The sequence below is a fragment of the Baekduia soli genome (assembly GCF_007970665.1).
Lineage (GTDB): Bacteria > Actinomycetota > Thermoleophilia > Solirubrobacterales > Solirubrobacteraceae > Baekduia > Baekduia soli.
Genome location: NZ_CP042430.1, coordinates 1,412,682 through 1,422,052, shown reverse-complemented (window position 1 = coordinate 1,422,052; position 9,371 = coordinate 1,412,682). Strand labels below are relative to the sequence as shown.

The 9,371-nt window shown below is 72.4% G+C and carries 2 protein-coding genes and 1 pseudogene; all 3 read right to left on the bottom strand.

Features of this window, described 5'->3' with window-relative positions; all coding sequences use genetic code 11:
• Positions 1–8 precede the first annotated feature (8 nt).
• The 3 genes and pseudogenes from recD to recC all read right to left on the bottom strand — a co-directional run bounded on the left by recD (position 9) and on the right by recC (position 8,710).
• Positions 9–1,911: pseudogene (gene recD, locus FSW04_RS06620) on the bottom strand (exodeoxyribonuclease V subunit alpha).
• A complete protein-coding gene (locus tag FSW04_RS06615; protein WP_146917583.1) occupies positions 1,908–5,312 on the bottom strand; it encodes a UvrD-helicase domain-containing protein in 3,405 nt (1,134 codons plus the stop codon). Before FSW04_RS06615 ends, recD begins: the two are co-directional and overlap by 4 nt.
• Positions 5,309–8,710: an exodeoxyribonuclease V subunit gamma gene (gene recC, locus FSW04_RS06610; protein WP_146917581.1), complete on the bottom strand. Its 3,402-nt coding sequence runs from the start codon at positions 8,708–8,710 to the stop codon at positions 5,309–5,311. Before recC ends, FSW04_RS06615 begins: the two co-directional genes overlap by 4 nt.
• Positions 8,711–9,371 lie beyond the last annotated feature (661 nt).

The window sequence follows — 9,371 nt, the reverse complement described above, 5'->3', positions numbered from 1 at the left end:
ACGGCATGCTATCCGCGCTCGCCCCATAGCCGCTGGCGCAATCCCGACGCCCGTGCGACGGGCCGCGCCACCGCATCCCGGATCGTCGCCTCGAGGCCGACGAGCACGAGGTGCTCTTGGGCGCGCGTGACCGCCGTGTACAGCAACTCGCGGGTCAGGATTCGGGACTCGGGGGCGGGAGAAGGACGGCCGCGGTCCCTACCTGGGAGCCCTGCGCCTTGTGAATGGTCATCGCGTAGAGCGTCTCGACCGCCTCCAGACGAGTCGGGCTGACTTCCAGCACCGCGCCGCGCCGCTCGAACGCCACCCGGAGGCGTTCCCCTTCCGCTACCGCCACGCCGGCGTCGCCGTTGTAGAGGCGCAGCTCGTGGTCGTTGGCGGTGACCAGGACCGGCCGGCCGACGTGCCAGCGGGTGGTTGCGTCAAAGCCTTCCACCGTCGCTGCGAGCCAGCTCTCCACGCGACTGTTCCAGAGCGCCACGCCGTGGTCCCCGCGGCGGTGCGCGCACAGCATGCGGAATGCGCGCTGGGCCTCAAGCGCCGCGCGGGGATCGCCGGCGCGTGCGGCGTCATAGACCGCGCGCCCGGTCTGCACCGCGGCCTCCCGGACACAGTCCAACGCAGCCGGGTCCCGCGGGGCCGCCACGTCCTCGGCGATCCACCGCACGTCGACGGCGTCGGCCTCCAGGGCGGCGATCGTCGCGTCGGCGTCTCCGTGGCGGATCGCCTCTGCCACCGCAGCGATTCCGCCCCCGTAGCGGCGCACACGGTCCAGCACGACGATGCCGTCGCCCAGCACCACACCCGTGGGCGGATCGTCCGCCACCACCTCGTGGCCGACCACCCCCGACAATCGAACGCGGGTCCCCTCCCCCATGCGCAGCGTGTCCGCGGCAGGCCCGACGACGTCGCCGAGCACCGCGCCGGCCTCGACGGAGGTCAGCTGGCCGGGGTCACCGAGCAGGACGAGTCGCGCGTCGCGTCGCACGGCCTCGGCCAACCGGGCCATGAGCGAGAGCGACACCATCGATGTCTCATCCACGACAACAACCTCGTAGGCCACGCGGTTGCCACGGTCGTGGCGGAAGCGGATCTCACTGTCGAAGCGCCATCCGAGCAGGCGGTGCACCGTTACGGCGTGCAACGCAAGGAGCTGGTCGCGGATTGCGGCCGCCACCGGCAGCCGGGCCGCCTCCTCGTGCACCGCCTCCTGGAGACGAGCAGCGGCCTTGCCGGTCGGCGCGGCTAGCGCGATCAGCGGCGGCGGCGCGCCTGCCGCGACGGCCTGCTCGGAGAGCAGCGCCAGGATCCGCGCCACGGTCGTGGTCTTCCCAGTGCCGGGACCGCCGGCGACCACCGAGACCCGTGCACACACGGCCGCCGCCGCGGCCAGCGCCTGCCGACCTGACACCTCGTCGCCGAAGAGCCGACGGATGCCCTCACCGAGCAGGGCATCATCGACGGCCGGCGCCGGACCACCGGCGAGCGCGATCAGGTCGTCGGCGATCTGGCGCTCTTCGCCGAGGTACCGATCCAGATAAAGGCGCGAGCCGTCGAGGCATAACGGCGCGGGGCCGCCGGCCCCGCGAGCGGGCTCCCGGCAACGTCCGCCGCCCAGCCGGCCGGGTCCGGCCACGGGAGCTGCGAGACGTCGACCAGATCGTCGGTGTCGACCGTCGCCGTGTCGCGGATGGTCGCCAGGTCGACGAACACGTGCCCCAACCGGGGCCCACGCACGGCCAGCGCGGCTGCGAGCGCCACCGGCCCGTCCGGGGGCTCGTCGCACAGCACGGCGAGCCGCCGCGCCACATGAACGTCGGCGGCGGCGAGCACGCCCGCGTCGTTGAACGCGGCGAGCAACCCCGTCGCGGCCGTGGAACGGCGGACGTCGAAGGGGTCGGCGTACGTCATGCCGTGACCGCTCCGCGGTCCAGGACGTCGCTCAGTGCGCGGACCAGGACGCCGCTGGGCTGCCAGGTGAACACGCCGCACCGCTCCCCGTTGACCACGGGCGTGTCGGTCCCGACCATGCCGCGCACGAAGAGGTAGAGGACGCCGGCGAGGTGCCGGTCCGGATCGTAGTTCTCCAGCCGCCAGCGCAGATACCGGTGCACGGCCACGGTGTAGAGCAGCGCCTGTAGGCCGTAGTGCGAGTCCTGCATCGCCGCGTCGAGGGCTGCCGGCCGATAGTGCCAGGCGGTCAGCGGAACGTCCGGCCCGCCGAGGCGGTTGGTCTTGTAGTCGACGATGGCGAAGCGCCCGTCGGGCAGGCGCAGCACGGCATCGATGCTGCCGGTCAGATAGCCGCGGAGGTCGTGCTGCAGCCGCTCGTCGCCGAGCCGGTCGGCATAGCCGTGCAAGGGCGTGCCGGTGGGGACGTGTGCACGCAGCAGATCGGCGAGGGCGTCGAGGGTCAGCCGCCCGCTCGGCGCGTCGCCGCCGACGAGCGGCAGCTCGAACTCCAGCTCGTCCAGGCGATCGGGCACGGCGATGTCGGCCAGCCGGACGTCACCGACGGCACTCCCCAGCGGCGTCTCCAAGACCGCACCGAATCCGGCCCGGGCCACGGCGGGATCGCCGACGTCGAGCGGGCGGCGGGCGAGCTCGTGCGTCATGGCCGACTGGAGCTCGGCGTCGAGGTCGGCCGCCGCGAAGTCCACCGCCTCAAGGATGTGGTGCACGAACGTCCCCACTCGCGTCCCGCCCGGCATGTCGGCGAGGAGCAACGGCACGTCGTGCAGCGCCACTTCCTGGTCCGTTGCTTGCGTCGTGGCCGGTGGCCCATCGGGCGTCTCGTCGTCGCGCAGCCGCGCCTCGGGCTCGCTCGTCACGACCGGGTCGTGGGCGGCGCCGGTGATCCCGCTGTAGGACGTGCGGCGCCAGCGGCGGTCGATCTCGCGGTCGAAGCGCGCGGTGCAGAGGTCGCGGTCGGGCGGCGCGGGCCGCTGCCACTGCGTGAGCGGGCGCGGCGCACAGCGCTCGACGGCGATGCACCCGGCCGCGGCCTCCCCCAGCCGGCGAAACCGCTCGGCCGCCTCCGCGTCGGAGGGCACGTCGGACTGTGGGCGCACGGTCCCGTCCTCCTCGCGCGCGAACCCGAGCCGGCTCAGTGGCGACGAGCGCGTGTCGCGTGTGCCTGCCCACCAGATCACCGCCTGGTGACGCGCGCGTGTAAGCGCGACGTAGGCGAGGCGCAGTTCCTCCCCCTCTTCCTCTGTCGTGGCGAGCGCGGCGTGCGCCGCATAGGCCGAGCCCTCGAGCGCGACGTCGACCTTGCGCGCGTCGTCAACGTCGTCGTGGAACACGACCGGGTTGGCCACCTTGTCGTCGCGCCAGATCGTGTCCCACAGGAACGGGCAGTAGACGATGGGGAACTCGAGGCCCTTGCTGCGGTGGATCGTCAGAACCTGCACCGCGTCGGCGTCGGACTCCAGCCGTCGGGTGCGCTCCTCGTCGCCGCCTTCGGCGATGGCGGCGCGGATCCGGGCGCGCAGCCACCCGGCCAGCGCCGTGGTACCGAGGCGCTCGTCCACCGCGGCCTGATGCAGGAGCTGGCCGACGTGGCGCAGGTCGGTCATCCGGCGCTCGCCGTCCTCGATCTCCAGGACCCGCTCGGTCAACCGCTCCGACGTGGTGATGACCTCCAACAACGAAGCGACGCCGCGGGTCCGCAGGACGCGCGCCCAGCCGTGCAAGCGACGGTGGACGGACTCCCAGGTCTCGTCGTCGGCCTCGGCCACGCGCTGGGCGGTCCAGCCCAGGAACGGCGTCAGCGCGGCGGCGTGGGCGCGCGGCCCCGAGGTGGGGCGCTCGAGCGCCTGGAGGAGATCCTGCCAGGCCTTCGCGCCGTCGCCGGCAAAGACGCTCCCGGCGCCGTTGATGACCACGGGCACACGGACGCGGCGCAGCGCGTCGTGCACGAGCGTCGCCTGGCTGTGCTTGCGGACGAGCACCGCGAGATCACCCGGGCCGACACGGTGCGTCCCGGTCGTCGCGCCCGACGGCGAGCGCTCTTCGATCTCCGCGTTCGAGGTCAGAACCGCCACGATGTCGGCGGCGACGTCGTCCGCCACGTGCTCGCGTGCGCTCTGGGCCGACGCCATCCCTTGCTTGGTGACCGCCACCGCTGGGTTGTCGCGCTGCACGATCCGGATGCGCAGCGCGGCGTCCGAAGGCGTGCCGTGCAACCGGCGGTCGCGGTGTGCGGGGACGGCCTGGACCGTGCGGTAGAGGATCTCGTCGTGGCCGAGACGGGCGCCGCCGAACATGGCGTCCAGGGCGGAGATGAGGTCCTGGTCGCTGCGCCAGTTGGTGGCCAGCGTCTGCTGGTCGCCCGCCACGCGCGCCGCCTCGAGGTAGGCGTGGACGTCGGCCCCACGGAAGGCGTAGATCGCCTGCTTGGGATCGCCGATCAGCACGAGTGCGCGCTGCGTCGCCCCCGCGTCCTCGAGGTTCTCGGCGAACGCGCGGCGGACGATGTCCCACTGGATCGGGTCGGTGTCCTGGAACTCGTCGACCAGGGCGATCTTGTAGCGGTCGCGCAGCTTGGCGACCGCGAACCCCCCGGTCGCGGGATCCGCGAGCGTGGTATTCAGCCGGGTCAGGAGGTCGTCAAAGGTCAGGACACCGAACAGTCGCTTGCGCCGTTCGAGTTCCTCGCGCGCGACGCCGGCCAGCCGCGCCCGCATCGCCGGCCGCCCATCGCCGGTGGTGTCCAGCGGCAAGATCGTGGCCTTGAGGTTGCCGACCGCGGCTCGTGCGATCTCATGGGCCTCGTGCCGGCTGAAGGCCGGCGAGCCCTTGGGGCCGAACCGGCGGACGTAGAGGTCGTCCACGACGTCCTCGAGCAGATCGAACGCGTCCTCGGTGACATCGCAGCCCTGCTCGACGTCGCCGACGATCCCCAGACCGCTGAGCGCCTCGAGGCAGAACCCGTGCGTCGTGGCGATGGTGGCGGCGTCGAAGTCGGCGAGCGCATGGGCCAGCCGGTCCCGCCGGGCGCGCACCTCGTCGACGGGGCCGGCGGCCAGGAGCTGCACGACCGCATCGTCGGGGGCAGCCTGGCCGTCGAGCACGTGCGTGAGCCGTTCCTCGGTCTGCAGGAGCCGCTCGCGGACCCGTTCGCGCAGCTCGCCCGTGGCCAGCCGCGTGAAGGTCACGAGGAGGATCTCGTGCAGCGGGATGCCGGACGCAACGTACCGCGCCGCGAGCGCGGCGATGGTGTACGTCTTGCCCGTCCCCGCGCTGGCCTCCAGGACGGTGACCCCTGTGGGCAGCGGCCCGCGGACGTCGAAGCGCCGGGGCTCGCTCACCGGGTCTCGATCTGCTCGTGGGCGAAGACGCCGGACCACAGGCGGCGGGCGTAGACGCCGAAGCGCGTCTGCTCCTGCTCGTGCCAGGCGCGCTCGTCGGTGCGCGGCGGCGGTGCGAGCAGGAAGCTGATTGGCTGTTGGCCGCCGAAGGCGAGCAGGTGCTCGGGCTCTCGGTCCTCCTTGTCGAAGCGGAACTCGGAGACCCACTCGCGCGCCGCCGATGTCCCCGGCGCGCCGAATCCTCTACTCACCGCGTCAGCGTAGGCGTGGGAGGTCTTGCAGGCGATGGGCAGCGGCTCACGCAGCCCGCGGTCCATGAGGTCGGAGAGCGCGGCGAGGTGCTTGAGCGCGGTCGCGGACCGGGTCTGCGGGTCGTCGCCGAGCGGGCCGATGCGTGAGACGCAGGCTTGCGCCTTGCGGCGTCCCACGGTGATCGCCTGAAAGGGACGCTCGGGGTGCGCTGCGGTGAGCGCGACGAGGCGCACCCATGCGGCGATCCGGTGCTGTGGGCCGAGGGTGGCGTAGGAGACGGAGCGCAGGACGTCGCCGGCGACGCCCGCGACCGTGCCGCTGAGCGTCTGGCCGTCGGCCAGAACCGCGCGGACATCGAGGGACTCCGGCTCGCTCTCCAGGTCCAGGACGTCGCGCGCGCAGGCGAGCACGGCGTCGACCTTCGGCCAGACCTCGTTGATGACCGCCTGCCCGAGCGCCCCGGGCGGCAGGAACCCGCGTGCGCGCTCAGCGCTCACGGCGTCCTTCGGCGCGGCCCCGTGCAGGAGCATGTCGAGCAGCCGGCTGCCGACGCCGTATTTCTCGAGGTCGTCGAGCTCGATCGGCAGCGCGTCGTCGATCTCATCGTCGTATTCACCGACCGTGATGCCCAGCCGGCGACGCAGGAACGTGCGCACCGGCTTCTGCACGAACCGCACGAGGTCGTCGACCTCGAGCGACCGACTAGCGATGCCGGGCAGCGGCCCCGGCAGGAATCGGCCCGGCGAGGTGCGCGGCCCGTCCAGCGCCCGGGCGCCCGCCAGGGTCGGCGCGTCAAAGCCCCACGGCGTGTCGCGCTGAAGCTCGCCGGCCGTGAAGTTGCGGGGGTCAAACGGCTGCAGCGGGTGCTCGACGACGATGCGATCGCGCGGCCGGCCGGTCGGGACGCGGACGGTGCGATCGACCACATCGAGCAGCTCGCCCACCGGGACCGCTGGGGGACGCTTCGCGTTCGTGCGTTCGTCACTTCCGCTGTAGGTGATGAGCAGCCGGTCGCCGGCCGACATGAGCGCGTCGAGCAGCAGCTGGCGGTCCTCGAGGCGGGCGTCGCGGTCGCCCACGTGCGGGTCGTGCAGCACGAGGTCGTCGCCGTCACGTGTACCGGCGCGTGGGAAGACCTCGTCGTCGAGGCCGAGCAAGCAGACCACGCGATGCGGGACCGCGCGCATCGGGACAAGCGTGCAGATGGTCAGATGACCGGTGCGGAAGTTCGCGCACGTCGGGCGGCCGCGGAGGCGGTCGGCCAGCAGCGCGCGGACATCGGCGAGGGTGAGGACCGTGGTGTTCTCGGTGTCGCCCGTCGTCGCCTCATCGACGAGGTCGGTCAGGATGGTGGCGAGCTCCTGACGCTGCCAGGCGTCAAGCGGACGGGTGGAGGTGAGGGCATCGGCGGCGCCGAGGAGCGCGTCAGCCCAGGTGCTCAGTGGCTGTGCGGCGGTGAGGGCGTCGAGCGCCACCGTAAGCCGGTGGACCAATTCGGCCAGGCGGCCGGCGAGGTCGATGTCAGAGCTGCCGACATCGTCGAGGGGCAGGACGCCGCCGACCAGCCGGTGCTCGTCCTCGGTCGTGGTGACGCCGATCAGGACGCGGTCCAGGCCGGCCTGCCAGGTGCCGCGCGACAGGTGTTGGAGGTCGAAGGGCCCGCGGTGGGGCGCGTCGAGACCCCAGCGGACCCCGGAGGCCGCGACCCACCCTTCCGCGCGCGCCATGTCATCGTCGTCGAGGCGGAAGCGCCGGCGGACCGGCTCGCGGTCGGCCAGGTCCAGGACCTCCGATGCCGTGACGCGCGCGCCCGCGAGCTCGAGGAGCCGGGCGACGACGCCGAGCACCGGGTTGGTCTGGCGCAGTGCGCGGTCGGCCAGACGCACGCGGAGGTCCGGACGGTCCGGCAGGCCAGTGGGCTCCTCCACGTCGTCGGCGATCTCCTCGAGCACCTCACCCGAGCCGAACGTCGCGTGGATCAGCGGCGCGTAGGCCTCGATGTCGGGGCACAGCACGATGATGTCGCGGGGCTCGAGCGTCGGGTCGTCGGCCAGGACGTGGAGCAGCGCGTCACGCAGGACATCGACTTGGCGCGCGCGGCCGTGGCAGGAATGGACAAGCAGGCTGTCGTCCTTGAGACCTAGCGGTGCGCGTTCGGCGGCCTCGTTGGAGGGCGCGGCGTCGGCACGGACGGCAGTCTGCAGGCGGGCGAGGAGGGTCGTAGGTTCGGTGGGCTCGCCATCGTGCTGCACATCGGTGCGAGGGCCGCTGGCGGCGAGCACGACCTGGAGCTCGCGCGCGTCCTGGCCCCATGAGGCGAGCAGGCGGTTGTCCGGCAGGGCAGCGGTCGGGTCGTCGCTGCGGCGGGGTGCGGACGGCACCTGAGCGCCCAGTGTGGCGGCGGCCTTTTCCCACAGCGCAGGCGATGGGTGCAGGAGGTGGAGGTAGACGTCGCGGTGCGCGGCAAGCGCGGCGAGCACCTGCAGGCGCGCGGCCGGCAGGCGCGTGAGGCCTAGGATGGTGAGGCGCTCCGGGAGGTCTGCGAGACCAGGCTCGTCACGAAGGCGGGCGCACGCGGCGGCCAAGCGCTCGGGCGGGCTGGGCGTGTCCAGGCGCGCACGCAGTCGCCGCCAGAGCTCGGCCTGCCACGCGGCGTCAGTGGGGACGCCGGTGTCATCGCCCGAGGCCCACCGAACGAGCATCTCGGGCCGGTGCAGTGCATAGCTGTCGAACAGCCCGGCGATGTGCCGCACGGCGCCGAGCCTCCCGCGGGAGCGTTCGAGGTGCGCGTGCAGGGCGCCGAGCCACGCCTCATCGCGGCATACGTCGACCACCTCCAGCAGCGGCCAGACCGCACGGCCCGGACCCCACGGGTCTTCGTCGGGGTCGATGTCCGCCGCGCCGGCGAGCGCGCCATCGATGACCGCACGTGGCGACGGGAACGCCACGTTGGCGCAGATCCCGTCCAGGCGGCCGGTCGTCGCTCCTAGATGCAGCGACAGCCGCTGAGCGATCCAGCGCTCGACCCCTTTGGACGGCACGGCGATGACCTCGGTCGCGAACGGCTCCGCTGGCGGTGTGGCGAGGGTCTCGCGGAGGGCGTCGACAAGGGCGTCGGCACGGGTAGCTCGATGAAGGTGGAGCATCTGCCTAGTGGAGCGTGCCTGATTGGGCCACTGCACATCGCGGAGGGCATACGAGTAGGCGATCGTCTGAAGCCAACTGGGACCGACGCGGCGATGACTTCACGTAGCTCATACCGCGGCCCTGACGACCGGGCGTCACAACTGTTCGAGCCACGTTCCGCCCGTGTGGCGCCGTCGCGCGGATTTCTTCAAGCGAGCGCTGCCCTGCGTTGTCCCGCGATGGGGTACGACAAGTCTGGACACCACATCAGCCCTCCCGCGACCTCTGGCTAGGAGCGGGCAGCACCGAAGCGATGGCCACAAGCGCGGCATTGCGTCCCCGGATCGCCGTCGCCGACCAGACATCCGCCGAGCACAACGCGGCCTGCCGCGGCATCGTGCTCGGCTTCCTCTGTGGGCATGCCCCAGCTGATCGGGACCGTTTGCACGCTCCTGCACCGCGGACATGGTGCCTGCTGGTCGAGCATCGGACCTGTCATCTGCACTGTCGTCTCCTGGTTGAACCTCGACGCATCGCCGGCGGCTTGCGTCGTGTTGAGCTGGTCCTTCTAGGTCGTGGCCCATGCGTCGTTCTGACACGCGAGCCTCGTCTGCGGCGAGCGAGCCGCACCAGGAGAGGGGCGGGATTCGACCCGACCTGCGCGATACGGTCAGACGATGA

Bases quoted from the DNA above. Each gene is read 5' to 3' on its own strand.
- recC (WP_146917581.1), bottom strand. From the start codon at position 8,710: ATGCTCCACCTTCATCGAGCTACCCGTGCCGACGCCCTTGTCGACGCC.